The organism is Corynebacterium glyciniphilum AJ 3170, assembly GCF_000626675.1.
GTDB classification, from domain to species: Bacteria; Actinomycetota; Actinomycetes; order Mycobacteriales; family Mycobacteriaceae; genus Corynebacterium; species Corynebacterium glyciniphilum.
On the sequence record NZ_CP006842.1, the window covers coordinates 2793542 to 2819960 of the forward strand.

Annotated in this window: 23 protein-coding genes, 5 tRNA genes and 1 rRNA gene; 7 read left to right on the forward strand and 22 right to left on the reverse strand. The window is 63.0% G+C overall.

The features are described from left to right. Positions 1-326: 326 nt before the first annotated feature. From CGLY_RS13040 to CGLY_RS13060, 5 genes are all read right to left on the reverse strand, one after another. Positions 327-1854 (reverse strand): 16S ribosomal RNA (locus CGLY_RS13040). 472 nt (positions 1855-2326) lie between these two features. Next, the gene (gene murA, locus CGLY_RS13045) at positions 2327-3607 is read right to left on the reverse strand and encodes a UDP-N-acetylglucosamine 1-carboxyvinyltransferase (protein WP_038553030.1); all 1281 of its coding nucleotides are present in this window, start codon (positions 3605-3607) and stop codon (positions 2327-2329) included. A 21-nt stretch (positions 3608-3628) separates the two neighbouring features. After that, positions 3629-4477, reverse strand: a complete 849-nt coding sequence (gene ramA / locus CGLY_RS13050; RefSeq protein WP_038550029.1) for an acetate metabolism transcriptional regulator RamA — start codon at positions 4475-4477, stop codon at positions 3629-3631. A 198-nt stretch (positions 4478-4675) separates the two neighbouring features. Further along, positions 4676-5158 carry a DUF2505 family protein gene (locus tag CGLY_RS13055; RefSeq protein ID WP_038550030.1) on the reverse strand — a complete coding sequence of 161 codons (483 nt, stop codon included), beginning with the start codon at positions 5156-5158 and terminating at the stop codon, positions 4676-4678. A 1-nt stretch (position 5159) separates the two neighbouring features. Further along, positions 5160-5960, reverse strand: coding sequence for an enoyl-CoA hydratase-related protein (locus CGLY_RS13060; RefSeq protein ID WP_038550031.1), 801 nt, complete (start codon positions 5958-5960; stop codon positions 5160-5162). A gap of 151 nt (positions 5961-6111) precedes the next feature. On the opposite strand from CGLY_RS13060, the gene cysK reads away from it, so the two are divergent. Continuing rightward, positions 6112-7047 (forward strand): cysteine synthase A, encoded by a 936-nt coding sequence (gene cysK / locus CGLY_RS13065; RefSeq protein WP_038550032.1) that lies wholly within the window; start codon positions 6112-6114, stop codon positions 7045-7047. A 155-nt stretch (positions 7048-7202) separates the two neighbouring features. Further along, on the forward strand, positions 7203-7787 hold the full coding sequence (epsC, locus tag CGLY_RS13070; protein ID WP_038550033.1) for a serine O-acetyltransferase EpsC: 585 nt from the start codon (positions 7203-7205) through the stop codon (positions 7785-7787). On the opposite strand, the gene CGLY_RS13075 is transcribed toward epsC, so the two are convergent. The 11 genes from CGLY_RS13075 to CGLY_RS13125 form a co-directional block, all read right to left on the reverse strand. After that, positions 7784-8071, reverse strand: coding sequence for a GNAT family N-acetyltransferase (locus tag CGLY_RS13075; protein ID WP_038550034.1), 288 nt, complete (start codon positions 8069-8071; stop codon positions 7784-7786). The two genes, epsC and CGLY_RS13075, sit on opposite strands and share 4 nt — an antisense overlap. Positions 8072-8222: 151 nt before the next feature. Further along, positions 8223-8295 (reverse strand) — tRNA-Phe (locus tag CGLY_RS13080). A gap of 35 nt (positions 8296-8330) precedes the next feature. Next, positions 8331-8404, reverse strand: a tRNA-Asp gene (locus tag CGLY_RS13085). 88 nt (positions 8405-8492) lie between these two features. Beyond that, the gene (locus CGLY_RS13090) at positions 8493-9428 is read right to left on the reverse strand and encodes an MsnO8 family LLM class oxidoreductase (RefSeq protein ID WP_038550035.1); all 936 of its coding nucleotides are present in this window, start codon (positions 9426-9428) and stop codon (positions 8493-8495) included. A gap of 88 nt (positions 9429-9516) precedes the next feature. Then, positions 9517-9590: transfer RNA gene (locus CGLY_RS13095), tRNA-Asp, on the reverse strand. A gap of 35 nt (positions 9591-9625) precedes the next feature. After that, a tRNA-Glu gene (locus CGLY_RS13100) sits at positions 9626-9698 on the reverse strand. Positions 9699-9814: 116 nt separating this feature from the next. Then, positions 9815-10549, reverse strand: coding sequence for a YggS family pyridoxal phosphate-dependent enzyme (locus tag CGLY_RS13105; RefSeq protein WP_038553032.1), 735 nt, complete (start codon positions 10547-10549; stop codon positions 9815-9817). A 49-nt stretch (positions 10550-10598) separates the two neighbouring features. Continuing rightward, a complete protein-coding gene (gene pabB / locus CGLY_RS13110) occupies positions 10599-12635 on the reverse strand; it encodes an aminodeoxychorismate synthase component I (RefSeq protein ID WP_052540954.1) in 2037 nt (678 codons plus the stop codon). A 15-nt stretch (positions 12636-12650) separates the two neighbouring features. After that, positions 12651-12944, reverse strand: a complete 294-nt coding sequence (locus CGLY_RS13115; RefSeq protein WP_081803930.1) for a metal-sensitive transcriptional regulator — start codon at positions 12942-12944, stop codon at positions 12651-12653. Positions 12945-12981: 37 nt separating this feature from the next. Continuing rightward, positions 12982-15420: a phosphoenolpyruvate synthase gene (gene ppsA / locus CGLY_RS13120; RefSeq protein ID WP_038550037.1), complete on the reverse strand. Its 2439-nt coding sequence runs from the start codon at positions 15418-15420 to the stop codon at positions 12982-12984. A gap of 37 nt (positions 15421-15457) precedes the next feature. Further along, entirely contained in the window at positions 15458-16237 is a 780-nt protein-coding gene (locus CGLY_RS13125) for a pyruvate, water dikinase regulatory protein (protein ID WP_265101949.1), read from the reverse strand. A gap of 235 nt (positions 16238-16472) precedes the next feature. On the opposite strand from CGLY_RS13125, the gene CGLY_RS16855 reads away from it, so the two are divergent. The 3 genes from CGLY_RS16855 to CGLY_RS13140 all read left to right on the forward strand — a co-directional run bounded on the left by CGLY_RS16855 (position 16473) and on the right by CGLY_RS13140 (position 18777). After that, the gene (locus CGLY_RS16855) at positions 16473-17024 is read left to right on the forward strand and encodes an LppP/LprE family lipoprotein (protein WP_052540187.1); all 552 of its coding nucleotides are present in this window, start codon (positions 16473-16475) and stop codon (positions 17022-17024) included. Positions 17025-17060: 36 nt separating this feature from the next. Further along, a complete protein-coding gene (locus CGLY_RS13135; RefSeq protein WP_052540188.1) occupies positions 17061-17453 on the forward strand; it encodes a MerR family transcriptional regulator in 393 nt (130 codons plus the stop codon). A gap of 109 nt (positions 17454-17562) precedes the next feature. Continuing rightward, entirely contained in the window at positions 17563-18777 is a 1215-nt protein-coding gene (locus CGLY_RS13140; protein ID WP_052540189.1) for an MFS transporter, read from the forward strand. Positions 18778-19168: 391 nt separating this feature from the next. Here the strand turns inward: CGLY_RS13140 and CGLY_RS13145 are convergent. Both CGLY_RS13145 and CGLY_RS13150 read right to left on the reverse strand, forming a co-directional pair. Further along, a tRNA-Lys gene (locus CGLY_RS13145) sits at positions 19169-19241 on the reverse strand. 49 nt (positions 19242-19290) lie between these two features. Continuing rightward, positions 19291-20793 carry an acetyl-CoA hydrolase/transferase family protein gene (locus CGLY_RS13150; protein ID WP_038550039.1) on the reverse strand — a complete coding sequence of 501 codons (1503 nt, stop codon included), beginning with the start codon at positions 20791-20793 and terminating at the stop codon, positions 19291-19293. 304 nt (positions 20794-21097) lie between these two features. Between CGLY_RS13150 and dusB the strand changes: the two genes are divergently transcribed. Both dusB and phoU read left to right on the forward strand, forming a co-directional pair. Continuing rightward, positions 21098-22213, forward strand: a complete 1116-nt coding sequence (gene dusB, locus CGLY_RS13155) for a tRNA dihydrouridine synthase DusB (RefSeq protein WP_265101972.1) — start codon at positions 21098-21100, stop codon at positions 22211-22213. 64 nt (positions 22214-22277) lie between these two features. Next, positions 22278-23015, forward strand: a complete 738-nt coding sequence (gene phoU / locus CGLY_RS13160; protein ID WP_038550041.1) for a phosphate signaling complex protein PhoU — start codon at positions 22278-22280, stop codon at positions 23013-23015. Here the strand turns inward: phoU and CGLY_RS13165 are convergent. The 4 genes from CGLY_RS13165 to pstC form a co-directional block, all read right to left on the reverse strand. Then, a complete protein-coding gene (locus CGLY_RS13165) occupies positions 23012-23530 on the reverse strand; it encodes a gluconokinase (protein WP_038550042.1) in 519 nt (172 codons plus the stop codon). The two genes, phoU and CGLY_RS13165, sit on opposite strands and share 4 nt — an antisense overlap. 63 nt (positions 23531-23593) lie before the next feature. After that, the gene (gene pstB / locus CGLY_RS13170; RefSeq protein ID WP_038550043.1) at positions 23594-24370 is read right to left on the reverse strand and encodes a phosphate ABC transporter ATP-binding protein PstB; all 777 of its coding nucleotides are present in this window, start codon (positions 24368-24370) and stop codon (positions 23594-23596) included. A gap of 12 nt (positions 24371-24382) precedes the next feature. Continuing rightward, positions 24383-25324 (reverse strand): phosphate ABC transporter permease PstA, encoded by a 942-nt coding sequence (gene pstA, locus CGLY_RS13175; protein ID WP_038550044.1) that lies wholly within the window; start codon positions 25322-25324, stop codon positions 24383-24385. Positions 25325-25339: 15 nt separating this feature from the next. Beyond that, on the reverse strand, positions 25340-26419 hold the full coding sequence (gene pstC / locus CGLY_RS13180) for a phosphate ABC transporter permease subunit PstC (RefSeq protein WP_038550045.1): 1080 nt from the start codon (positions 26417-26419) through the stop codon (positions 25340-25342).

Here is a 26419-nt window from a genome sequence, read left to right on the forward strand (position 1 = left end):
GACTCTACAAAAATTGCATAAAATAAAGAAGATACTCGCGTCCACTATACAGTTCTCAAACAACACGACACCCACAACCACACGCACACCACTGCACGCACAATCAAGAAGATGCCCAACAAAAAGGAGCATGCTGCCCCAGACACCCAACACCGCAACACACCAAGCAACACTTTTTCGCCGACACCACATAAAGCCATGCGACAAACAAACGATGATCCAGACAACGATCTCCACCCGGATTCAACAAAACAGACTACGCAAACCCCCCACCCACACTCAACGCGGGCAAGGCAAGTAAGGCCTGTAACCAAAAAGCTCCTTAGAAAGGAGGTGATCCAGCCGCACCTTCCGGTACGGCTACCTTGTTACGACTTCGTCCCAATCGCCGATCCCACCTTCGACAGCTCCCTAACGAGTTTGGGCCACTGGCTTCGGGTGTTACCAACTTTCATGACGTGACGGGCGGTGTGTACAAGGCCCGGGAACGTATTCACCGCAGCGTTGCTGATCTGCGATTACTAGCGACTCCGACTTCATGGAGTCGAGTTGCAGACTCCAATCCGAACTGAGACCGGCTTTAAGGGATTAGCTCCACCTCACGGTATCGCAACCCACTGTACCGACCATTGTAGCATGTGTGAAGCCCTGGACATAAGGGGCATGATGATTTGACGTCATCCCCACCTTCCTCCGAGTTAACCCCGGCAGTCTCTCGCGAGTCCCCACCATAACGTGCTGGCAACACAAGACAAGGGTTGCGCTCGTTGCGGGACTTAACCCAACATCTCACGACACGAGCTGACGACAACCATGCACCACCTGTATACAGACCACAAGGGAAAACACATCTCTGTGCCGATCCTGCATATGTCAAGCCCAGGTAAGGTTCTTCGCGTTGCATCGAATTAATCCACATGCTCCGCCGCTTGTGCGGGCCCCCGTCAATTCCTTTGAGTTTTAGCCTTGCGGCCGTACTCCCCAGGCGGGGCGCTTAATGCGTTAGCTACGGCACGGAAGTCGTGGAAGACCCCCACACCTAGCGCCCACCGTTTACGGCATGGACTACCAGGGTATCTAATCCTGTTCGCTACCCATGCTTTCGCTCCTCAGCGTCAGTAACTGCCCAGAGACCTGCCTTCGCCATCGGTGTTCCTCCTGATATCTGCGCATTTCACCGCTACACCAGGAATTCCAGTCTCCCCTACAGTACTCAAGTTATGCCCGTATCGCCTGCACGCCCGGAGTTAAGCCCCGGAATTTCACAGACGACGTGACAAACCACCTACGAGCTCTTTACGCCCAGTAATTCCGGACAACGCTCGCACCCTACGTATTACCGCGGCTGCTGGCACGTAGTTAGCCGGTGCTTCTTCTACCACTACCGTCACTGACCCAACAAGGCCAGCTTCGTCATGGCTGAAAGGAGTTTACAACCCGAAGGCCTTCATCCCCCACGCGGCGTCGCTGCATCAGGCTTGCGCCCATTGTGCAATATTCCCCACTGCTGCCTCCCGTAGGAGTCTGGGCCGTGTCTCAGTCCCAATGTGGCCGTCCACCCTCTCAGGCCGGCTACCCGTCGACGCCTTGGTAGGCCATTACCCCACCAACAAGCTGATAGGCCGCGGGCTCATCCTGCACCGAAAAACTTTCCACCACCGACACTAAACGATGGTCCTATCCGGTATTAGACCCAGTTTCCCAGGCTTATCCCGAAGTGCAGGGCAGATCACCCACGTGTTACTCACCCGTTCGCCACTCGAGTACCCTGCAAGCAGGGCCTTTCCGTTCGACTTGCATGTGTTAAGCACGCCGCCAGCGTTCGTCCTGAGCCAGGATCAAACTCTCCATAAAAGCATATCAGCCCTACAAAAAGCCTGAACATACTGGCAAACAAAAAAATACTGAACTACTGACAAAAAATGTCAATCACATCAACCCACACCACCGGGGAGGTGGCACGAGCCGAAAAACATCAACACCAATCAGCAGCACAATAAGAAAAGAACAATATTTAACAAGCAATCACGCTTGCCGGTATCATCCCAAACCACCGCGCCACACAACCGGTGCGACAAAAAAATACTTGGTTTGTTACGCTATTGAGTTCTCAAACAACACACGCACACAACAATCCCCACCAAAAACAGTAGGAAGCCGCTGCGGCTGATTCACAAGGTACACCACCACATTACCGGAAAGCAACCCAAAGGTTAACAACCGATCACGGCCATCCTTGCCGTCGCTACCACCCGGACAACATCCCGGCGTCTCGCTGACTCGCATCAATCTACACACACCCCCACCACACCCACAAACCCACAGGTCAGTGCTTGTGATGGCGTCCTTCGCCACCGGACTCCCGCTCTACCGTGGCTCCGAGCTCGACGAGCTTTTCGACGAACCCGGGGTAGCCACGGTCGATATGGAAGACGTCGTTCACCTGGGTGACACCGTCGGCACACAGACCCGCAAGAACCAGGCCGGCGCCAGCGCGGATATCCGAAGACCACACCGGCGCAGAGCTGAGTTCTTCCACGCCGCGGATGCTCACGTGGTGGCCGTCGATCGTCATGTCCGCGCCAAGTCGCGTCATCTCATCGACGAAACGGAACCGTGACTCGAAGATATTCTCCGTGATCACACTCATTCCTTCGCTCACCGCACACAACGCAATGGCCATCGGCTGCAGGTCCGTCGGGAATCCCGGGAACGGGAGAGTCTGGTAGTCCACTGCCGTCGGTCGCGCCTCCTGAGACACCCGAAACCCCGTCGGATACGTCTCGACTTTCGCCCCTGCCAGCTTGAGCTTTTCAAGAACCAGGTGCAGATGGGCCGGGTCGATGCCGCCGACTGTGATGTCGCCCCGGGTCATCGCAGCAGCGTAAGCCCAGGTCCCTGCGACGATCCGGTCGCCGACCACCTCATGCTCGACCGGGTTGAGTTTCCTGACACCGGTGACAGTGATCGTGTTACTTCCCTCGCCTTCGAGCTGTGCCCCCATGTCACGAAGCATGTGGCACAGATCAACGATTTCCGGTTCGCGGGCTGCGTTGTCCAGGACCGTGGTGCCCTCGGCAAGAACCGCGGCCGTAAGGATGTTCTCCGTCGCCCCGACGGAAGGGAAGTCCAGCATGATCTTCGCACCAGTGAGCTTCTCGGTTTCGGTGACGACGCAACCGTGCTCGATCCGGGTCTTCGCGCCCAGCTTCTCCAGTCCCGACTGGTGCATATCGAGCGGCCGGCTACCGATCGCGTCCCCACCCGGTAGCGCGACAACTGCCCGGTGGCACCGCGCGGTCAAAGGGCCGAGAACGCATACAGAGGCACGGAACTGCCGAACCGCGTCAATGTCGGCGTCCGACGAGATCTCGTCGGGCGTGTGAATCGTGACGGTCCCCCCGTTCAGCTCGACCTTGCATCCCAGCCCCCTGAGCACATCGGCCATATAGGGGACGTCCGCGATATCGGGACAGTTCCTCAGGACTGTCGTCCCTTCAGCGAGGAGTGCTGCCGACATGAGCTTCAGGACACTGTTCTTGGCCCCGTCGACCCGGACCGCACCGTTGAGACGGGCACCACCAGTTACAAGGAAATGATCTTTCACCCGTCCCATCCTACCCGGGGATCAGGGGAGAGCACCGATCCTGCGCGCGGCATTGACCGCCTCATAGCGTGTGTGGGCTCCGAGCTTACGCATGACCGACCGAAGGTAGCTCTTCACCGTCTCCGCGCCGATCCCCATCTCTTCCGCCGCTTCAACGTTGGTGTGCCCCAGTGCGACACAAGCCAGCACATCGAGCTCGCGTGCGGAAAGCTTCGTCGTCTGTTTGACCCGGACGGGGCTCACCATCTGATCGCAGAGGATTTCCAGGTCACGACGGATCTCGTCGTCGACGACACGATTGGCGAGCATCCGCAGCCGGGAGTGCGTCGCCCTGACCTGCTCCCACTCCGCACCAGTCATCGAACGAGGTGGCTTCGCAGAGGACTCCCGCACCCCGCCGCCGTCTGTCCGACGCAGGGCGATATTGACGGCAAGGTCCTGCTCCAACACCCGGGCGGTCATCGTGACCTCCTCGAGCACCTTGTCACCCATCCGAACCGGCGAGTGGACTCCTGCATAGAGAACTCCACGCATGTCCCGACCGACGATGACCGGCACGGCAACAATGGAGTGCAGCCCCTCGTCCCGAACGGGACGGTCGTACTCGTGGGAAATGGATTTGGCACGCGCGTAGTCGGAGACACCGACCGGGCGGCGGGTCGCCATCACCCTGCCGCCAACACCCTGACCAGAGTCAATGGTGAGGTTGTTGAGCGCTGGGGTCCGCAGCCCCACCCACTGGTTGATCACCATGCGCCCGTCCGGCTGGCACGACCCGAACATCGTGACGGGAATCCCCGTCGAGTTCTTCAGTGACGACAGTGCTGATCGGATGGCGTCGTCATCATCCCGGTGACGCTGCTGCTCCACGGCGCACCTTTCTGTTGTGATCGAATGTCACCCCCGATCAGGTCACACCCGAGTGCGGGGGAACACGGGGTTTACAGACTTCGAGTATAGAAAGGTCTGAGTCTTCCCCCAAAACCTGCTGGTCCGGGCCCCCTCCCCCGCACCGGGGTTGTTCCCCCACCCCCGGGAAACAAAAGCCGAACACCCCCGTTTTCCTACCTACTCTGCGGCTAGCCGAAGGATCCGTTCAAGACCATCGTCGACGGTCTTATCCGCACTCTCCACGAGCTTCTTGGCGATCTTCCCGCCCAACAGCGGGATCCCGACCTCGGCGATGATCTCGGCATTGACGGTGGCTGATGACTCGCCCGCCCGGGTGTAGGCCATCACCACCGTCATCGTCCCCATCCCTTTGGGCAACGGAGTGACTGTCGTGGACGTGAAACCGTCATCCTCAATCGCCGTGATGTCCGAGGTCTGTTCCATACTGAAACCTGCGCTGCCGTCGTCCTTTTCACGGGCCGCGACCACACGGGCATACACCGACCCGTCCGCGTTGACTTCTCTCTCCGCTTCCGTCACCACAAGTTTCGACGTAGAGGCATTGTCCACAGTGAGGAGATAGGTCTCCGATGAGGCGATCTCGTGGACTTTATCCAGAGGGAGATCAATCGTCCTGGTGAGTTCGGCACTTTTGGACATCTCAGCGGTGCCTCCACTCGGGCTTGCGCTTTTCGACGAAGGCGCTCATCCCCTCCTTCTGATCCTCGGTGGCAAACAAGCCCCAGAAGGCCTCGCGTTCCTGACGCAGCCCTTCGAGTAGCGGCGTGTTCAGCGCGGCATCCACCGCCTCCGTTGCCGCAGCCAGGGCAACCGCTGACTGCGCCGCCACCGAATCGGCAATGGTGGCGACCTCATCGAGGAACCCGTCGGCCGCGAGCACGCGAGACACAAGGCCGGAGCGTTCAGCTTCCTCTGCACCCATCATCCGGCCCGTGAGGATCAGGTCCATGGCCTTGTACTTTCCGACGGCGCGGGTGAGCCGCTGGGTGCCACCCATCCCTGGAATAACACCCAGTGTGATCTCCGGTTGCCCGAATTTTGCCTTCTCACTGGCCAGGATGATGTCACCCATCATCGCCAGCTCGCATCCACCGCCGAGCGCAAACCCGGACACCGCGGTGATGATCGGCGTCTGCACCGTAGTGACACGCTCCCACATGGCGTAGAAGCGCTTCAGCTTGATATCCGGCCACGTCTGGTCCTTCATCTGCGTGATGTCGGCCCCGGCTGCGAACGCCTTCTCGGAACCGGTGATGACAATCGCGCGGATCGACGGGTCAGCGTCGAACTCCTCGAGGGCACCGACGACTTCTTCCATGACCGTCTGATTCAACGCGTTGAGCGCTTTGGGACGGTTGAGCGTGATGGTCGCGACTGCCCCGTCAACTCCCCCGATACTCGTGATGATGGTTTCAGCGTCCTGCCCTGTGTGTTCAGTCATACCTCGATTGTGTCACAGGATCCTCCCCCGCAAGCGTGCTCCACACCGATCCCCGTGGCGAGGTGGGGCAACATTGTGTAAACTGGCCGCAGAATGCAGACAGACCGATCGGTCTGTTGGACTGAGGGAAACGAAAGGACCATTGACCAGCATGGCTAAGATCTACGAGAACATCACTGACCTGATCGGCAACACCCCTCTGGTGAAGCTGAGCAAGCTGACCGAGGGGCTCCCCGGCACTGTCGCGGTGAAGCTCGAATCCGCCAACCCCGGCAATTCCGTCAAGGACCGTATCGGTGTGGCGATCATCGAAGCGGCGGAGAAGGACGGTTCCCTCAAGCCCGGCGGGACGATCGTCGAGGCCACGTCCGGCAACACCGGCATCGCGCTGGCCACCGTCGGCGCGGCGCGCGGCTACAAGGTCATCCTGACGATGCCGGAGTCCATGTCCCTGGAGCGGCGCATCATGCTCCGGGCCCTGGGCGCCGAGCTGGTCCTCACACCCCCGCCCGCCGGTATGCAGGGCGCCGTGGACAAGGCCAACGAGATCGTCGAGTCCACCGAGAACGCGGTCCTGGCCCGCCAGTTCGCCAACCCGGCTAACCCCGAGGTGCACTACAAGACGACCGGCCCGGAGATCTGGGAGGACACCGACGGCAAGGTCGACGTCTTCATCGCCGGCGTCGGCACCGGCGGAACGATCTCGGGCGCCGGAAAATACCTCAAGGAGCAGAACGAGAACGTCCGCGTCGTCGGCGTCGAACCCAAGGACTCCCCCCTGCTCACCGAGGGGACCTTCGGCCCGCACAAGATCCAGGGCATCGGCACCAACTTCTTCCCGGACAACCTCAACAAGGACATCCTTGACGACGTCTACGACGCGACTATCGAGGACTCCGTCAAGTACGCCCGCGAACTCGCGGCCCAGGAAGGCATCCTGGTCGGCATCTCCACCGGCGCCAACATCTGGGCTGCCCTCGAAGAAGCAAAGAAGCCGGAGAACGAAGGCAAGTTGATTGTCGCGATCGTCGCCGACTTCGGTGAGCGCTACGTGTCCACCCTCCTGTTCGACGACCTGCGCGACTAAGCGTACGGTCCACCCGACCCTCACGGCCCCGGAGCACGGAAACGTCCGTATCATCAGGTGACATCCACCTGCACGGACGTGACCGAGCGCCGAGGCCGTTTTCCATGCAGAACCGCGACATACCTTAACGCCCGAGAAGAAGGAGGACTCCGCCGGTGAGTCTGCTGCGCACGATCAAGGAAGACCTGGACAACGCAAGGACACATGACCCTGCAGCCCGCGGGGACCTGGAGAATGCCCTGGTGTACTCCGGTCTCCACGCGATCTGGAGCCACCGGATCTCGCATCGCCTGTGGGTACGCGGCGCCAAGGGCCCCGCACGGATACTCAGCCAGTTCACTCGGTTCCTCACCGGTATCGAGATTCACCCGGGTGCCACGATCGGGCGGCGATTCTTCATCGACCACGGCATGGGCGTCGTCATCGGTGAGACCGCTGAGATCGGGGACGACGTGATGCTGTACCACGGCGTCACCCTCGGCGGCTCTGAACTGGTGCAGCGTAAGCGCCACCCCACGATCGGGGACGGGGTGATGGTCGGTGCGGGCGCCAAGGTCCTCGGCCCCATCACCATCGGAGCCCGCTCAGCCATCGGCGCCAATTCGGTGGTCACCAAGGATGCGCCGGCAGACTCCATCCTCATCGGAGCACCGGCGAAGGTCCGCCACCGTAAGGCTGAGGAGCGCACTCCGCTGGTCGACCCCGCCGGCTATGTCAACGACATGCAGAACAACATCTAGCGCACCAGGTCAGCGTACTCAGGGTTCTTGGCGATGAACCCCTCCACCGCCGAGCAACTCGGGAGAACCCCGAAGCCTTCGGCACGCGTCGCATCCAACGCCGCAGAGATCAACGGGCTCGACAGACCCCTGCCCCGGAAAGCCGGGTCGATGACAGTGTGGTTGAAGTCGCGCACCTGGCCGAGCTGGACGTAGGCTGCGTAGCCGGCGACGACATCACCGAGTTGCAGGACGTAACGACTGGCGTCGACGTCATGGGTCACGGAGATACTCTCTGTACTCATGGCAACAAGTGTAGGCCCTCCCGCAGAACACCAGGGTTATGTCGGTCTGGCCCCTCGACACCACCATAACCCTGGTGCCTCGGCCGACCAGGTGCGCACCGAAACACAGAATCCCCCCTCAGCACGGGAGTGCCGAGGGGGATGTTCACTGTGCCCAGACCAGGGATCGAACCAGGGACCTTACACTTTTCAGGCGTACGCTCTACCAACTGAGCTATCTGGGCAAGAAAGCCCGGAGGAGAACCTACGGACTATCCAGCGACCCTGACGAGACTTGAACTCGCGACCTCCGCCGTGACAGGGCGGCGCGCTAACCAACTGCGCCACAGGGCCATGCATCACCAGCGGTCTGACCGAAGCCGATCGCTGTGCACGATGGGTTACTGTACACAGCACCCCGGGAGTCAGACAAATGCAATGGTCAGCCGTCCACGGCGGACAGAATCTCTGCCAACAGTTCATCACTGCGCGCCTGCCCGCCAGGGTCCGAAGATCCCCCTGTCACCAGAATCTCCACAGCACCTGTCCTCTCCGCGAGCGCGGTGACAGCGGCGGTAACCTCGTCCGGACTGCCGTATACCGTCGCCGCGAGCCCTCGCGCGATGCGCTGACGCTGCTGAGCCGTCAGCTCGGCTTCATCCAACGCTGCAACAGGCCGCAAAGGCATGAACCGTCCCGTGCTCCTCGACAACACCTGCGCCCACACCTCGGGAAGGATGAGAGCCCGTGCCTCCTCACGGGTCTCCGCGACTGCGATCTGACACGACGCGACAGCGCCCTCCACGTATGCCGGCCGGGGACCACCGAGGATGATACCGAGCCCGAGCTGCCGAGCCATCTCAAGGGACCGCGACGAGCCCCCGGTCAACAGGAACAGGGAGGGAGGTTCATCAACGCTCGGCCGCAACGTTACCGACGTCTCTCCCCGCAGGTAGCTGACGACCTCGCTGAGGTCCGCAGCGAATCCTGCACGCGCTTCGCCTGCATCCTCCGACTGGCGGAGCGCCCGCCTGACTGCCGGGGTGAAGCCCGGGGACGAACCGAGTCCGATATCGACCCTGCGAGGAAACAGGGACTCCAGCACAGCGGCCTGCTCAGCCACGACTATCGGCGCATGGTCGGGCACCATGATCCCGGCGGTCCCCACACGAATCGTGTCCGTCGCCTGCCCCACCGCCGCGGTAAGAATGCCGGGTGCACTACCAGCGATACCGGGAACACCATGGTGCTCAGCGACGAGAAACCGGTGGTATCCGAGCGCCTCCGCGAGCTGCGCCCGGTCCACGACAGCCTGCACCGCCTCGGCGTCAGTAGAGCCCTCGACAGTGTTGGCCCGGTCAAGAAGGGAGTAACGCATGTCTCCCAACCTAGGCCATCCGGATGATGGACGAACGATGCAGCGGGCGCACACCGTGATGGTGTACGCCCGCTGGCTGCTCCTACTGCGACCCTGACGAGACTTGAACTCGCGACCTCCGCCGTGACAGGGCGGCGCGCTAACCAACTGCGCCACAGGGCCATTATCTGGTTGTACGGAAGACGAATCTTTCGCAGTACTCCCAACGGGATTCGAACCCGTGTTGCCGCCGTGAAAGGGCGGAGTCCTAGGCCACTAGACGATGGGAGCCCTACCTCAAGCAGGAGAGTACACGGCAAACGTGCCCGCTCCTGTTCGGCAGCCCGTTCAGAATAAACTACCGACCACCAATTCGCCAACACGGGGCACAAACACCATGTCAAAGACTATTTCTTCGAGTAGTCCCGGGCGCCGAAGATCGCTGTACCGACGCGGACACATGTCGCACCCTCGGCGATTGCAGTGCGGAAGTCGCCCGACATGCCCATGGACAGTTCCGTCAACAACTCCGGGTCCACCACAGCATCACTGCGCGCACTGTCCAGAATTCCCCGCAACTGGGAGAAACACCGCCGGACCTCACCGATGTCATCGGTGTTCGAGGCCACAGTCATGAAACCACGGACACGGAGACGGTCGCACCGGGACGCTGCAGCGAGGATTGTTCCTACGTCCTGAGGCGCAGCACCCGTTTTCGCATCTTCCCCGGAGGTGTTCACCTGGACCAGGACATCCAGTCTGCGGTCCAGTGGATCAAGCCTGCGCTGCAATGCCTCGGCGAGCCGGACCGAGTCCAGCGCCTGGAATTCATGGGCGTGCTCGGCAATGACCTTCGCTTTGTTGGTCTGCAGGTGGCCGATCGCGATCCACCGCACCGGCAGGTCGGACATCTCGACCGCCTTCCGCTGGACCTCCTGTGGCTTGTTCTCGGCGAACTCGTGCATGCCCGCTGCCACGGCAGAGCGAAGCCGCTCGACGGGGACTGTCTTGCTGACAGGTAGGAGCCGCACCTCCGCCGGGTCCCGTCCTGCCTCCAGCGCCGCGGCGTCGACCTGAGCGCGAACGGCGGCGACAGCGTCCCTGAGGTCGTTCACATCGTCGTGTTCCCCATCGTTGTGCATGTTCACCGAGCCTAGTCGAGCATGCCGCCCGGGTTGCACCTGCGCGGGATCAGAGCCTCAGCACCGGTGCCGCCTTAACCACCGTCTCCTCGTACTCGCCGTCCGGGGTGGACTGGGAGACCACAGCACCACCCACCCCGTAACTCAGACGTGAGAACGATCCGTCTCCGGCGTACTCAGCGACGAGGGTCCGGATCACCACCGAAAGATCGACAGAACCGTCCAACGAAAAGTAACCGATCGCTCCGCTGTAGATCCCGCGCGGCCGGTCTTCAAGGTCCTCGAGAATACGCATCGTCCGTTCCTTCGGTGCTCCGGTCATCGACCCGGGAGGAAACGCAGCGCGGACGGCGTCGGTCCCGTGCAGGCCGGCGCCCAGCTCTGCAGTGACTGTGCTGACCAACTGGTGAACCGTCGCATAGCTCTCTACATTGAAAAGCTCCGGGACGTCGACGGTGCCCGGCGCGGCGACACGTCCGAGATCATGACGAACCAGATCGACGATCATGAGGTTCTCCGCACGGTCTTTCTCGCTGGCCCTGAGTTCAGCACGGATACTCTCATCGATTTCCGCCGTTTCCCCGACCGGTCGGGTTCCCTTGATCGGCGACGAGGTGATCCGTCCTTCCACGTCGACGCTGAGGAACCGCTCCGGAGAGGTCGACATCACCGTCGCACCCGGCAACCGGAGGTAAGCGCCGAACGGAGCCGCGTTGTCACGCCGCAACCGGTGGTAGAGCTCCAGGGTGTCCGGCGGTCCGTCTGTCGGAGTCGCCTCGAGTGTGGTCGTCAGGCAGGCCTCGTAGGTTTCGCCCTCGCCGATCAGTCGTTGAATCTCGCGAACCTTGGCCGCATAACCGGCCCGCTCGTGGAGCCCGACGGCCAGGGATCCGCCACCGGAACGTTCTCGTTGCTCCACAGACAGTCTCCGGACCACACGAGCAACCTCCGCCTGCCACTGCTCGCCGTCGGCCCCCTCCAGCGACAGGAGGCGGACTTCGTCCGTTTCATGGTCGATGACGACAGCCTTGTCGAGGAACAGTAGGCCTGCATCAGGTACCGGGGACGCATGCCGGTTGGCAGCCCCCTCCCCCTGGGAACAGTCACTCTTTACCCCGTACCCGAGGTAACCAACCCAGCCGAGGCGGAAACCACCGGCCACGGACGGGTCGGACGAGCCGTCAGTGATGTTCCACTGCGCAAGATCCGCCTGCATCCAGCTCAGTACGTCATCGTCGGTGACCTCCCGGTGACCGTCCCGCGTGATGTCCAGCGTCCCGGCACCGACGTCGGCGGTGATGACCGTGTCCGAGGCCCCCATGATGCTGAATCTCGCCCGGGGGTCCTGGTCACGGTTCCCGTCCAACCACACCGCATACCGGGAGATGGCGGCGTTCCCGTAAAGGCGGTGAAACAGTTCCTCGGAAAGGAGCCGGGAATCACCACCGGGCAGGGGCACCGTCCGCACCCGCAGACTCCTGATCCTGCCGTGGGCCCGGGTCAGGGCAGCGAAGTTCGCCAGCAGTTCACGACCGTAACTGGACTTCACCGACTCCGGGTGGAACTGCACTCCCCACAGCCGCGCATCGGGCACGCTGAGTCCCATCACCGTCCCGTCCGCACTATGCGCGGAGACCTCGACATGTGGCGGGACATCCGAGACAGCCAGGGAATGGTAGCGCACGACATCAAACGACGTGGGCAGCCCGTGGAACAGGTCACTGCCGTTGTGCTCGATGCGGGAGAGCCGACCGTGCACGGGCTCCGACGCAGGTCCGACCGTCGCCCCGTACATGTGGGCGATCAGCTGGTGGCCGAGGCAGATGCCCAGCACAGGCAGGCCGAGTGCGACGGCGCTGCGAATGACGTCCGTACAGATACCGACATCAGCGGTCTTCAGCGGTGTTCCCGGCCCCGGAGAGATGACCACGTTGTCGACGGTTGCCAGAAGTGTGCCTCCGTCGGACGCCCAACCGTCCCAGTCGTTCGGGACGACGACGGGAGAGACGCCGTTGACCCGGGTGAGGTCATGCACGAGGTTCCAGGTGAAGGAGTCGTGGTTGTCGATGAGCAGCGTTCGGATCACCGGGATCACACTACGTCACGCCAGGGACAGGAAAAGCTTCTCCATCTCGTCTTCCCAGTCTTCCGGAACGTCGCCGTCCTCTGCGTTGAGGCAGTCACGCATACCACCCGAGATGGCCTTGACCCCGGCGCGGTCAAGCGCGCGGGACACGGCGGCGAGCTGGGTGACGATGTCCCGGCACTCGCGGTCGTTCTCGATCATCGTGATGACCCCGTCGAGTTGGCCACGGGCACGCCGCAGTCTCTTCAGAACGGCATCGGAGGTCGGATCGGTGAGTTTCACTGGAAGCTCCTGGAGAGGTCGGATCATGTGAGGGGATACTTTCGTCACTATACCCGCGCCGACACTACGTGTTTCCACCGTCGTCTGACTCTCCGGCCAACGCCAGCCAGGTCTTCACGACGGTGTCCGGGGTCAGCGACATCGATCCGATACCCTGGTCCACCAGCCACTCCGCGAAGCCAGGGTGGTCGGACGGACCCTGCCCGCAGATGCCGACGTACTTGTCGCGCGCCACGCAGGTATCGATGACCGACCCGATAACTTTCAGGACCGCCGGGTTGCGTTCATCGAAGTCATGGGCCACCAGGTCAGAATCGCGGTCGACGCCCAGAACCAGCTGGGTCATGTCATTCGAGCCGATGGAGAAACCGTCGACATGGTCGAGGAACTCATCAGCCAGAAGATAGTTCGACGGCACCTCGCACATCATCACGACCTGCAGCCCGTCCCCCGCCGGATCCGCTGCGCCGGATCCGCGTTCCAACCCGTGGGTCGCCATGACGTCAAGCACGTCCTGTAGTTCGTCCACGGTGCGCACGAAGGGGATCATGATGCGGACATTGGCCAACCCCATCTCCTCTCGGACCCGTCGCAACGCCTCACACTCCAGGGCGAAACAGCCCCGGAAGTCGTCGGAGACATAACGTGCCGCACCCCGGTAGCCGATCATCGGATTCTCCTCCCTGGGCTCGAACTGCTCGCCGGCGAGAAGGTTCGCGTACTCGTTGGTCTTGAAGTCCGACAGTCGCACGATCACCGGATTCGGATCGAATGCCGCCGCGATCGTCGACACGCCTTCAGCCACCCGGCGGATGAAGAATTCCTCCGGGGACGGGTACGCGGCGGTGATCTCGTCGACCTGCGACCGAACGTCGTCGGACAGCGAGTCCGGTTCCAGGAGTGCTCTGGGGTGCACGCCGATCTGACGGTTGATGATGAACTCCATCCGTGCCAGTCCGACCCCCTCATTGGGCAGTGACGAGAACGCGAAAGCCTGGTCCGGGGTGGCGACGTTCATCATCAGCTTCGTCGGAATCTCCGGCATGGCGTCCAGGCGTGTCTCCTTTTCTTCGAAGGCGACAGTCCCGCGGTAGACGCGGCCTGTGTCCCCCTCGGCACACGAGACAGTCACCTCGTCCCCGTCCGGCAGCACGGAGGTTGCGTCACCTGTACCAACGATGGCGGGGATGCCCAGTTCTCGGGCGATGATCGCCGCGTGGCAGGTCCGTCCCCCACGCTCCGTGATGATCGCCGAGGCCCGTTTCATCACCGGTTCCCAGTCCGGGTCGGTGATCTCGGCGACGAGCACGTCGCCGGTATCCATCGTCTCCATGTCACGGATGGAGCGCAGCACCCGTACGGGTCCTGATCCGATACGTTGGCCGATGGACCGGCCCTCCGCCAGAACCTCGGCCGAGTCGGCCGCCGCCCGGTCGATGTCGAACCGGGTCAGGACCTGCCCGTCCTGCCCCCGCCGCGACACCACGGTCTCCGGTCGGGCCTGCAGGATGTAGAGCTGACCGTCCACCCCGTCACGCCCCCACTCAATGTCCATGGGACGTCCGTAATGTTCCTCGATCGCGACGGCGTGGCGGGCCAACGCGGTGACCTCGTCATCGTCGATGGAGAACTGTGCACGGTCGGCGGCGTCGACGTCCTCCCACCGCGTGGCCGAATCGATCCCCGTCCCCTCGGCGTAACGCATCGCGACCGCCTTCTCCCCCACGGTGCGGGAGAGGATGGCGTCCTTACCCGACTTCCCGTCCTTGATCGCGGGCTTGTAGACGTAGAACTCATCGGGATTCACCGCCCCCTGCACCACCGCCTCGCCGAGACCGTAGGACGAGGTAATGAACACCGCGCGGTCGAAACCGGACTCCGTATCCACCGTGAACATCACGCCGGACGCCCCGATGTCAGTGCGCACCATACGTTGGATGCCGGCGGACAGCGCAACGTCAGCGTGCACGAATCCATGGTGAACACGATAGGAGATCGCCCGGTCATTGTAGAGCGAGGCAAAGACGGCCTTCACCGCCTCGAGAAGGTTATCGACACCTCCGATATTGAGGAAGGTCTCCTGTTGACCAGCGAAGGACGCGTCGGGGAGATCTTCGGCCGTGGCGCTGGAACGAACCGCCCAGGTGACCTCGTCCGGACGGGGGTCAGAGGCGACAAGCTCCTCGTAGGCGTCCCGGATGTCGCGCTCCAGCTCCTGCGGGAAAGGCTGCTCCAGGATCCAGCCGCGGATCTGCTCGCCTCGTCGGGAGAGCTCGGTGACGTCATCGATGTCGAGGTCCTCGAGAATCCCCTCAATTTTCTTGTCGAGGTCATTGACGGCGAGGAAATCACGGAATGCGTCGGCGGTGGTGGCGAAACCACCGGGGACACGTACTCCGGCATCGGCAAGATTGACGACCATTTCACCGAGCGAGGCATTCTTGCCGCCAACCTGAGCGACGTCGTCCATGCCGATGTCAGTGAACGCGAGGATAGTGGTCATGGTGGTGTTCCTGTTCCTGTCCGGGGATGGTGGGCCCCTACGGCTGTCGCAGATTCATCCTGGTGAGGATGACACTGGACATCTCCTCAACGCTCATGGCATGGGAATCGACGTAGGGGATCGTGTGGGAGCGGTAGAGCTTCTCCGCCTGTCGCAGTTCCGTACGGCACTGGGAGACACTGGCGTACTGACTGCCAGGCCGGCGTTCCCCCCGGACCTGGCTGAGCCGCTGCACCGTGGTGGTCAGTCCGAACAGTCTGTCCTGGAAAGGAGCGACAGCGTCCGGCAGACGACCGGGGGTGTCGTCGTCGGTCAGTGGATAGTTGGCAACCCGCAGACCGTGCTGCAGTGCCAGGTACATCGCCGTCGGGGTCTTTCCACACCGGGACGGGGCGAGGATAATGAGGTCCGCACTGTCCAGCCCACGGAAACTCGCGGCATCATCATGCTCGATGGTGTACTCCACGGCGTTGATACGGTCGTGGTAGCGGCCGAGGTCGCCGACCCGGTGGTACTCCGTCGCCGTGCCCGTCCGCTCTGCACCCAGGATCTGTTCCAGGTGGGTCAGGTGTGCCCCCAGCAGATCAATCACGTCGCCGGACGCATTCGAGACGATATCCGCGACCGCGGCGTCCCCGATCGTGACGAAGACGATGGGCAATTCGTCGTCCTCCCCCGCGATTGTCGTGACCGCCCGGGCGGCGGCTTCCACGGAGTCAACGAACGGAAGGACACGCCTACGGAACGAGAACCCGGGGAACTGGGCGAGCAGTGCATTGCCCTGGGTCTCCGCGGTGATGCCTGTGCTGTCGGACACGAAGAATACGGGCCTAGGTGACATACGCCACCACCTCCGTTCTCCGATAGACGCCAGCACGAGACCACCCGACTTTAACACTCGATCCGGTCACCCATGTCCGAATTCACCCCCGTTCAGGCCTAGCTGACGTCGGCGGTGCGTGTAACATCCGGATGCTGACGTTCGGTCGCATGAGTTGCAAGGCTTTCATCACCATCACCACACCACTGATGTTCCGGAAAGGAGTCGAGCAATGACCTCCCGGACGCACATGACACACCACCCCCGAATCCTTGCGGCCGCTGCGGCCACGTTCCTTGTCGTCGGCGGGGCCGCCGCACCTGTCGCCACTGGTGAGGCCCAGCCGCCACTTCCGTCAGCTACTGTCCCGGCGCCAGGTGCCCCCTCTGCTGAGGAGGCGGCGCAGATCGCCGCAGAGCGCACCCCTGACACTGCCGTTGGTCCGTGGACAGCTGACGGAGCCGATACCACCTCCTACGACCCCCGCCTGGCGCTCTCCGCAATCGTCCTCAACGTTGAGGGTGCGACGGCAAGCTCACCTCAGCAGATGGCCCTGTTCGACCACGGCGTGTACGTCGGCACCACGGTCCCGGAGAGCTATCCGTACCAGCAGGTGACCCGCATCGCCGACAACATCGTCCAGGTTGACTACCGGTTCCTGCTGCCCGGCGATCCCCATGCGGACCCGAGCGGCACGGCAACGTCCCACTACGTTCTCTATCCACAGCACATCGAACGCACCGGGGCATTACCGCCCGGCGGTGGCATGCCACCTGTGGGGTAACCGCCACCACGCGGCTCGGAACGTACGGTAATGGGTATGACGGATGATGAAACACTGGGTATCGGCGACCTGGCGGAGCGCATCGGGGTGACACCTCGCGTGCTACGACACTACGAACAGCAGCAGCTCATCTCACCAGGGCGCATGGAGAACGGCTACCGGTTCTACGACCGACGTCAGGCGATACGTGCCGCAAACATCAAAACGCTGTTCGACCTCGGGCTCAGCGCCGATGATATCCGTCCGCAGATCTCTGAAGGCTGCCTCGACACGCCCCTCGGAGGCCGTCCTGCATGCCAGGAGGAACTCGCGCCGATTCACGCACGGCTCGACACGCTGGATGAACTCATTTCCCGCCTTGAACGGTCCAGAGACCGGCTGCAGAAGCATGCGGACAGCATCACTGCGTCTCTCGAACGATCCCGCTGACTCGGGCACACCAACATCCCGGTCCCCCTTCGGTTTGACCTTGACGCTAGCGGCATAGTCCTACGTTTGCGCGGTCAGTAGTTACCGACCCGGAGAGGACCGTCCACCCATGCCGCTTTCCCCGCACTCGACCGCCACGACCGCGTCCATGAGATGGCTACCCGGCCTACTGCTCGCAACGTTCGTCATCGGAACGGACGATTTCATCATCGCCGGTATCCTGCCGGAACTTGCCGTGGACTTCGACGTCACCGAGGCGGCGGCAGGACAGCTCGTTACAGTATTTTCCCTCGTGTACGCCGTCGCTGCGCCGGTCATGGCCCTGCTCACCGCACGACTGTCCCGACGCAAGCTGATCGTCGGAGGGCTGACGGTCTTCGCACTGGTCAACGCAGCCACCGTTTTCGCCCCCTCATACGCTGCACTGATGGCGCTGCGAGTAGCCGCTGCGCTGGTGGGGGCAACCATCACTCCCGCCGCATTCGCCACGGCGGGAAGTCTCGCCCCTCCCGAACGCAGTGGTCGTGCCATCGGCGTCGTCGCCGCGGGGCTCACCGTGTCTTTGATCGTCGGGGTCCCGGTGGGGTCCTGGTTGGGCGAGCTCTTCGGTTGGCAGTCTACATTCGCCCTGGTGGCCACACTGACCGGTGCCGCAGTCATCATCACCGGGACAACTCTCCCCGCCATTCCGGGGCCACCTGCCACAGGACTCCGGGAACGGTTGACGCTACTACGACGCCCCTCAGTGCTGAGCTGCGTTGTCGGCACCGTCATCGGTGCGACCGCCGGCTTCATGCCCTACACCTTCATCGCGCCGGTGGTCACTGACCTGACCGGAGTTGAACGGACTTTGATCCCGGTGACAATCGGCGTCATCGGCGTTGCTGGAGCGATCGGGACCGTCGCCGGAGGACGGTTGAATGACCGGTGGGGACCTGATCGTACGATCCTGACACTGATGGCTGTCATGGCCACAACGACCGTGCTGTTGGCACTGGCCGGTCCACTGTTCGGTGGCAATGCGCCATACTGGCTCCTCCTCACGGTGCTCGCCGTGTGGGGTGCCGCGGTGTGGGCGTATAACCCGCCGATGAACGCACGGGCCCTGCGCCTGGCAGCAGAAGCCGGAACGGAGGCCGTGGCGCTCAACACCAGTGGCCTGTACATCGGCATCGCCGTGGCCGGGGCGCTCGGCGGCGCCGCTCTCACCACCGGCAACGGGGCCCTGTTGCTCGCGGTGTCCGGCACCGTCGTCATCCTCGGACTGGTGTTCATGACGTGGGCCATTCGTCGTTTCCCCAGCAGTGCGCCCCTCAACCAGTAGCGTGCTGCGCGTTGCTGCGGTCAGCCCTCACCCAGGCGGTAGCAGAACAAAAGTCCACAGTTGTGTCACGTACGACGGTGGGTAGACAGCCGACAGAGCTGCCGTCGGCGCGGTGTCATTCCGCGACCGTGTCGGACACGAGGTGAAGGCATTCCGAAATGCAGGGCGGGTGGACCCCGCGGAGAACTGAGCGCGGATAATACCAGTCACCGGTGAAACAGAGATCGTTCCGCTGCAGCGGAACCGCCCGGTTCGCCGGGACGAAGACGTGGGGGCGGTTTCGACGTTCAAAACCGCCCCCACGTGCTCGTTCCAGGCTCACACCCCAGACCCGTACCCGTACCGGGCAACGCACAAGCCCCCGGTCAGTGACCGGGGGCTGTGCTGTTTGTGGGCCCTGTGGGGCTCGAACCCACGACCTGCGGATTAAAAGTCCGTAGCTCTACCAACTGAGCTAAAGGCCCGCAAACGCACCCCGCCGGGCGAGGTGCGTCGTTCAGTCTAGTGCATGCACTACTTCTGCATCGAACCGGTCTCCAGGAACCGGGTGTGGAACTCGAAGGCCCTGGACAGGTCATGCGGGGTCTGCTGGAACTTGCTCTTTGAGGCAGCCTCGACGTACTCCTCCAGCAGCGGCTTGTAGGAGTCGTGCGCGACGTCGATCATCTTCTTCACACGGTCACGCGGTGCCAGGCCGCGCAGATCGGCGAAACCGTTCTCCGTGATGATCACCATGGCATCGTGCTCATGGTGGTCAATGTGGGACGCGAAGGGCACGATGGCGGAAATGTCGCCGCCCTTGGCAATCGACGGGCTGATGAAGGAGGACACCTGCGCGTTGCGGGTGAAGTCACCCGAGCCGCCGATACCGTTCATCACGCGCGAGCCGGACACGTTGGTCGAGTTGATGTTGCCGTAAATGTCGGCCTCGATCATGCCGTTGGTGGCGATCAACCCGAGGCGGCGGATGACCTCAGGGTGGTTGGAGACCTGCTGCGGGCGCAGGATGATGTTGTCGCGGTACCGGGCGGCTTCCGCGTTCATCTTCTCGGCGTACTCCGGGGACAGGGAGAAGGACGTCGCGGAGGCGACGGTCATCTTGCCGGCGTCGATCAGGTCGACCATGCCGTCCTGGATGACCTCGGTGTAGGCGGTGATGTTCTCGAACTTCGAGTCGAGCAGGCCTGCCATCACGGCGTTGGGCACGTTACCGACACCGGACTGCATGATGTAGCGGTCGTATGCGAGGCGACCTGCCTTGACCTCACCCTCCAGGAAGTCCAGGAAGTAGCCGGCGATCTTCTTCGAGGTCTCGTCCGCCGGGGTGAACGGTGCGTTGCGGTCAGGACGGTCGGTCTCGACGATGGCCACGACCTTGCTGGTGTCGAACTCGATGGCGGTGCCACCGATACGGTCACCGGGGGCCGTGATACCGATGGGGGTGCGCTGTCCCGCCGGCTCGATGCGGTAAATGTCGTGCATGCCCTCGAGGTCACGGGACTGCCACTCGTTGACCTCGATGATCACCTTGTCCGCGGCGTCGATGTACTCGATGTTGTTTCCCACCGCGGAGGACGGGACCACGGTGCCGTCCTCGCGGATGGCAACAGCCTCGATGATGGCAACGTCGAACTTGCCGAAGAATCCCTCCTGCACCTGCTTGCCCAGGTGGGAGAGATGGATGTCCCAGTACTTCGCCTCTCCGGCGTTGATCTGCCCGCGCAGGACCGGATCGGAGTTGTAAGGGGTACGGAAACTGATGGCGTTCGCCTCGGCCAGGACACCGTCGCAGTCGACGGCGGTGGAGGCCCCGGTGAACAGTTCAATCTGGAACTCGTCACCGCGGTCATGGGCAGCTTTGGCACGCTCGGCGATAGCGGTGGGGAGAGCCTTGGGATACCCCGCACCGGTGAACCCGGAGGTACCGACCTTGTCACCGTTGTTGACGAACTCCGCAGCCTCCTGGGCTGACATGACTTTCGACTTCAGACCGCTGTGTGCGATGCGCTCAGACACTCTTTCTCCTCTGCTTTGTCCCGGTGTATCGGAAGTATCTCTGTAAATATCACGACTTGTTTCTGTAGCAAACGTGACTTCTGCCACCATTGATAGCACATCAGTGCCGGATGACGGCAGTTCACAGGATGGTGCGGGTGTGACCACACACATCCGAGTGTAGTGGCCGTCCAGATCACACCGCTTTGCACCTCCCCCGCCCTGGTGTGAGAATCAGGGGGTGAGCACCCCAACGACCACCGCACCTGCACCCGCACTCTCCATCGGACGCTTCGACCTCGATTCCCCCGTCGTCCTTGCGCCGATGGCGGGGGTGACCAACGTCGCCTTCCGGACACTGTGCCGCGAGCAGGAACGGGCACGCATGGGAAGCGTCGCCGGGCTCTACGTCTGTGAGATGGTCACCGCCCGCGCACTGGTGGAGCGCAATCCGAAGACGATGCACATGACCACCTTCGCCCCGGATGAGGACCCCCGCAGCCTGCAGCTCTACACGACGGACCCGGAGTACACCTACCGGGCGGCACGGATGATCGCCGAGGAGGACCTCGCCGACCACATCGACATGAACTTCGGATGCCCGGTGCCTAAAGTCACCCGACGCGGCGGCGGCTCCGCACTTCCGTTCAAGCGGCGCCTCTACGCCTCGATCGTGCGGGCGGCCGTCACCGCCGTATCGGATGCCGGGCACCCCGAGATCCCGGTGACGGTGAAGTTCCGGGTCGGCATCGACGACGACCACCACACCCACCTGGACGCCGGACGTATCGCCGCTGACGAAGGCGCGTCCGCCGTCGCATGTCACGGCCGTACCGCCGCACAGCGTTACTCCGGCACCGCAGACTGGGAGCAGATCGCCCGGCTGGTGGACCACATGGACGGCACCGGGGTCCCCGTCCTCGGCAACGGCGACATCTTCAAAGCGTCCGACGCCGCGACGATGATGGCACGAACCGGATGCGACGGAGTCGTCGTCGGCCGCGGGTGCCTGGGCCGCCCCTGGCTCTTCGCCGAGCTCTCCGCCAACCTCCGCGGACTCCCCGCCCCCGAGGAACCCACCCTCGCCGAGGTCTGCCGCATCATCATGCGCCACGCCGAACTCTTGTCCGCCCACGAAGGGGAGACGTACGGCGTCCGTGAAATGCGCAAGCACATGGCCTGGTATATGCGCGGGTTCCCTGCCGGCGGCGAGGTTCGTCGGCAGCTCTCTCAGATCACCGACCTGGAGTCCCTGCGCGAAGTCCTCGAGCCGATGTGGCATTCGGACGCCAGAGCCGTCGACGCCGACGGTGCCCGTGGCCGCCAGGGGTCGCCCGGCAAGGTCGCTCTGCCGGACGGCTGGCTCGACGACCCCGAGGACCTGACCAGTGCGGTTCCGGAGGATCCGGAGGCCGACGGAGCAGCCGCCAACGGCGGTTAATGACTCGGGCGAAAGTACCCGTATTCACCGAGCGAAATAGCCGCCCCGCCCGTACACTGGCGCCATGCGTACCGTGTATCAGGAACAGATGCGGATCTTCGCCCATGAACTCGCGGTCATGGCCGATCAGGTCCGACAGATGATGTCGCAGGCGTGTGACGCCCTGTTCAACCAGGACATCGACACCGCAGAGCAGGTCCTCACGTCTGTCACGGCGATCGAGGAACTCCGTCAGAGCGCTGAGACACGGTCCTTCGAACTGCTGGCACTGGAAGGGCCTGTCGCACGTGACCTGCGTCAGGTCGTCTCGGGCACCTATATTGTGGAGGATCTCGCCCGAATGGCGGCCCTCGCGGTCCACATCGCCCGTACGGCACGTCGCCGGCACCCGGAGTCCGCGGTACCGGAGATCACGCAGCCCTACTTCCGCGAGATGGCGCGGCTGGTCGACGGCATCGGAGAGAAGCTGCACGACGTGCTCGTGACCTACGACCCGGAGAAGGCGATGGAACTGGCCCTCGACGACGATGCGGTCGACGACCTCCACGAGCACATGTTCCACATCACCGGCAAGAAAGAGTGGCCTTACCCTGTCTCCGCAGCGGTGGACGTGACACTGCTCTCCCGGTTCTTCGAGCGCTACTCGGACCACGCCGTGAACATCGGGACCCGCGTGGTCTACCTGGCCACCGGGAAGCGTCCCCAGGAGTACGAGCTTTCACGCCGCTCGGAGGAGCAGCAAGAGACGATGCGCGAGCAGTTCGACGAGATCCGCCGCCGCTACGGTTCGGACTCGTTCTAGTCCGCCCGACTGGCCACGGACAGCGCCGCCAGCGCAGCATCCGCCAGCACCTCCGGGGGCTGCGCCGCATCCACCCGCACACCGGGTTCGTCGGCGCGCAGACGTTCAAGTTCGGCGTACTGCGCCTGCAGGACGTCTTCCTCCGGGTAGGCCCCGGTGCGCTTCAACGACCGCTCCCGGATGACGTCGGCGGTACCGTGGACGTGCACGAAAAACACGAAGCCCTCCGCTTCACGGAAGATGTCGCGCGCGCGACGCCCCAGCCCCAGACTCACCACCACGGTCGAGTTCCCCTGCTCCGCCTGCTCGGTGAGCCAGTCACGGATGGCGTACGCCCACGGCAGCCTTTCCTCTGGCGTGAGAAAGCCACCCCCCTGCATTTTCCGACGAACCTCATCGGGCTGCAGGTCCACCGCAGTGGCCGCGGTGAAACCGGTGCGCTTCTGCAGTTCTGCGGCGAGCGGCGCTTTGCCGCTGCCGCTCACCCCCATCAGGACGATATGTACCGGTGCCATCACCGACTCCTTTCCACTGTGCCCCCACTCTGGCACAGAACAGCCGTCGGGGGTGGAGAAGGTCTATCCGAAACGCCCTGAGATGTAGTCCTCGGTCTCTTTACGGTCGGGGCTCTCGAAGATCTTCTTCGTCGGGCCGACCTCGACCAGGGTCCCCGGCTTGCCGGTGGCCTCCAGGGAGTAGAACGCCGTCTGGTCGGAGACCCGCGCAGCCTGCTGCATGTTATGGGTGACGATCACGATGGTGAACTCCTCCTTCAGCTCGTGGATGAGATCCTCCACGGCCAGGGTGGAGATCGGGTCCAGGGCTGAACACGGCTCGTCCATCAACAGAACCTCAGGTTCCACGGCGATGGCCCGGGCAATGCACAGACGCTGCTGCTGACCACCCGAGAGCCCTCCACCGGGCTTGTCGAGACGGTCCTTGACCTCCTCCCACAGATTCGCCGACCGCAGAGAGCGCTCGGCGACCTCACGCAGCTTCTTCTTGTTCTTCTCTCCCGAGAGCTTCAATCCGGCGATCACATTCTCCTCGATGGACATCGTGGGGAACGGATTCGCCTTCTGGAAGACCATGCCGATCGTGTTGCGCACGGCGACCGGGTCAATACTGCGACCGTAGATGTTCTCGCCGTCGAGGAGGACGTCGCCTTCCACGTAGGCACCGGGAATCACTTCGTGCATCCGGTTCAAGGTGCGCAGGACGGTGGATTTTCCGCAACCCGACGGCCCGATGAACGCCGTCACCGAACGGGGCGGCACCTCCAGGTTGACGTCCTTCACCGCGTGGAAGTCGCCGTAGTAGATGTTCACGTCGTGGAGATCGAGGCGTTTCGCCATGGGACAGTTTCCTTAACTGGACTTGATCGAGAACTTGTTGGAGATGATCCGGGCGCCGATGTTCAGTGCACCGATAAGAATCACCAGGGTGAGCGCCGCTCCCCAGAGCCGGGACAACACCTCGTCACTGGCCTGGAGCTTGTACATCTCCAGCATGAACAGGGGCAGGGAACTCTGGTTGCCGTCGAAGACATTCCAGTTGATCACCGGTGTCGCCCCGACCAGGATCAGCACCGGAGCGGACTCTCCCATCACACGGGCGACGGCGAGCATGACGCCGGTGACGATGCCGGACAACGCGGTGGGCAACACGATGCGCATGATCGTCTTCCACTTCGGGACACCCAGGGCGTAGGCGGCCTCACGCAGGTCCATCGGGACGATACGGAGCATCTCCTCGGTGTTGCGGACGATCACCGGCACCATCAGCAGTACCAGGGACAGGGAAACGGCGAATCCGGACCGTTCGAAACCGAACATCGTGATCCACATGGCGTAGACGAACAGAGCGGCCACGATGGAGGGCACCCCGGTGAGGATGTCGACCATGAACGTGGTCGTGCGCCCCAGCCAGCCGCCTCGGGAGTACTCCACCAGATAGACGGCGGTGAAGACTCCGACGGGCACCGAGATCACCGTGGTGACCGCCACCTGAGTCAGCGTTCCGATGACGGCATGCACGATGCCGCCACCGGCGACGTTCGAGAGCTGCCCGAACATGTCGAAGACCCACCAGTCCACGCTGAGCAATGCGGGGACACCCCGTTGCACCAGGACGAACAGCACCCACACCAGCGGGAGGATCGCCAGTCCCATGGTGGCGTAGATGACCGCGGTGGCCATGGCGTTGCGGGCCTTGCGCCCGGTGGAGATGTCACTGAAACCGCTCGGCGCAAGTGCGGAGTGCGGACGGTTGTCGAGATCGGGGGGTCCACTGGGTACAGACGTGGCCATCGCTGTCGTCCTCCACTACTTCCTGTTGTTGACCAGGGACCGGGCCGCGGCATTGACCAGGAAGGTCAGCACGAACAGCACCAGTCCGGCGGCAATGTAGGCGCCGGCCTTGAGGTCGTCGTTGAATTCTGGCGCGGCGTTGGCGATGGCGGTGGCGAAGGTCGTTCCACCGTCCATCAACGAACCGCGGAAACCGGGCGCCGAGGCGATGACCATATAAAGCGCCATCGTCTCTCCCAGCGCCCTGCCAAGCCCGAGCATCGCGCCGGAGATGTAACCGGACTTACCGAACGGCAGTACCGTCATCCGGACAACTTCCCACCGGGTCGCGCCGAGGGCGAGTGCAGCCTCGACCTGACCACGCGGGGTCTGGACAAAGACTTCACGGGCGGTCGCGGCGATGATCGGCAGGATCATGATCGCCAGCACCACACCGCCGGTGAAGATATTACGGCTGGTGGAGAATGCCGGTGACGTCCCCTGCTCCCAGTCGAAGAGGATGAATCCGCCGGCCCAGCCGACGAGCCATTCGTAGAATCCACCGAGGGCGGGCCCGAGGACCTGCATACCCCAGATGCCGAAGACGATGGACGGCACGGCAGCCAGAAGGTCGATGACGAAGCCCAGGGGACGCACCGCACGCTTCGGGCAGTAGTTCGACAGGAAAACGGCGACACCGAGCGCGATGGGCATCGCGATGATGAGTGCCAGCACGGAGACCATCACGGTGGTGAAGAACATGTTCGGGATGCCGAACTGCATCCAGCCGCCGTCGTTGGAACTGTAGTTCAGGTCCCACCGGTCACCGTAGGTGAAGAAGCTGAACAGCCCGTCGCGTTCCCGTGACAACGCGGGAATGGCCTGGAGAAGCAGGAACAGGCCGATGGCACCGATGATGACCGTGATCAACACCGCAGCTCCGGTGGACAGCGACTCGAAGATGCGGTCACCGGTGCGCTTCACCGAGCCAGTGGCGGTACCGGCACCGTCGGTGCCACCGGGGCCGGCAGCCCCGGAGGGTTCCCGGCCCTGACTTCCGTCCTGCGCGGTGCCGGCGTCGGTTCCCGACTCCGTCCCTGGGTGTGAGTTGGTCAT

What these genes read in the sequence shown, in the direction of transcription:
- CGLY_RS13115 (WP_081803930.1), bottom strand. Translation starts at nt 12,944, where the DNA reads ATGATCCGACCTCTCCAGGAGCTTCCAGTGAAACTCACCGATCCGACC.
- phoU (WP_038550041.1), top strand. Translation starts at nt 22,278, where the DNA reads ATGCGTACCGTGTATCAGGAACAGATGCGGATCTTCGCCCATGAACTC.
- CGLY_RS13090 (WP_038550035.1), bottom strand. Translation starts at nt 9,428, where the DNA reads ATGCGTTACTCCCTTCTTGACCGGGCCAACACTGTCGAGGGCTCTACT.
- CGLY_RS13135 (WP_052540188.1), top strand. Translation starts at nt 17,061, where the DNA reads ATGACGGATGATGAAACACTGGGTATCGGCGACCTGGCGGAGCGCATC.
- pstC (WP_038550045.1), bottom strand. Translation starts at nt 26,419, where the DNA reads ATGACCAACTCACACCCAGGGACGGAGTCGGGAACCGACGCCGGCACC.
- pstA (WP_038550044.1), bottom strand. Translation starts at nt 25,324, where the DNA reads ATGGCCACGTCTGTACCCAGTGGACCCCCCGATCTCGACAACCGTCCG.
- CGLY_RS13140 (WP_052540189.1), top strand. Translation starts at nt 17,563, where the DNA reads ATGCCGCTTTCCCCGCACTCGACCGCCACGACCGCGTCCATGAGATGG.
- CGLY_RS13165 (WP_038550042.1), bottom strand. Translation starts at nt 23,530, where the DNA reads ATGGCACCGGTACATATCGTCCTGATGGGGGTGAGCGGCAGCGGCAAA.
- CGLY_RS13105 (WP_038553032.1), bottom strand. Translation starts at nt 10,549, where the DNA reads ATGCACAACGATGGGGAACACGACGATGTGAACGACCTCAGGGACGCT.
- pstB (WP_038550043.1), bottom strand. Translation starts at nt 24,370, where the DNA reads ATGGCGAAACGCCTCGATCTCCACGACGTGAACATCTACTACGGCGAC.
- CGLY_RS16855 (WP_052540187.1), top strand. Translation starts at nt 16,473, where the DNA reads ATGACCTCCCGGACGCACATGACACACCACCCCCGAATCCTTGCGGCC.
- CGLY_RS13075 (WP_038550034.1), bottom strand. Translation starts at nt 8,071, where the DNA reads ATGAGTACAGAGAGTATCTCCGTGACCCATGACGTCGACGCCAGTCGT.
- ppsA (WP_038550037.1), bottom strand. Translation starts at nt 15,420, where the DNA reads ATGACCACTATCCTCGCGTTCACTGACATCGGCATGGACGACGTCGCT.
- CGLY_RS13060 (WP_038550031.1), bottom strand. Translation starts at nt 5,960, where the DNA reads ATGACTGAACACACAGGGCAGGACGCTGAAACCATCATCACGAGTATC.
- CGLY_RS13055 (WP_038550030.1), bottom strand. Translation starts at nt 5,158, where the DNA reads ATGTCCAAAAGTGCCGAACTCACCAGGACGATTGATCTCCCTCTGGAT.
- cysK (WP_038550032.1), top strand. Translation starts at nt 6,112, where the DNA reads ATGGCTAAGATCTACGAGAACATCACTGACCTGATCGGCAACACCCCT.
- dusB (WP_265101972.1), top strand. Translation starts at nt 21,098, where the DNA reads ATGGCGGGGGTGACCAACGTCGCCTTCCGGACACTGTGCCGCGAGCAG.